This is a genomic window from Mesorhizobium sp. M8A.F.Ca.ET.218.01.1.1 (genome assembly GCF_004791165.1).
Classification (GTDB): Bacteria; Pseudomonadota; Alphaproteobacteria; order Rhizobiales; family Rhizobiaceae; genus Mesorhizobium.
Map to the genome: position 1 here is coordinate 1 of NZ_SRUZ01000221.1, position 281 is coordinate 281.

Here is a 281-nt window from a genome sequence, read left to right on the forward strand (position 1 = left end):
CCGCTTATTGGCCATTCCTCGAAGTTGGAGATATTTGAAGGCGGTTTACGATATTCGCTGCGGTTGCCTCGACGCGAAATCGAAACCTAATCAACAAATTTCGTACGCCAGTTCTGTAGCGCGACGGCTGCTTCGGTGCGGTTGCGTACTCCTAGCTCACGCAATACCGCAGCGGCGTGGATTTTGGTCGTTGCTTCAGAAATGTCCAAATCGCGGGCTATCTCCTTGTTTGAGAAGCCTTCGGCCATCAGCTTGAGCACGTCTCGCTGCCTCGAGGTCAA

Annotated in this window: 1 protein-coding gene; it reads right to left on the reverse strand. The window is 53.0% G+C overall.

Annotation, left to right across the window (positions count from 1 at the left end; genetic code table 11):
• Positions 1-86 precede the first annotated feature (86 nt).
• On the reverse strand, positions 87-281 hold a 195-nt coding region (locus EN861_RS35095), incomplete at its 5' end, for a LuxR C-terminal-related transcriptional regulator (protein WP_135928264.1).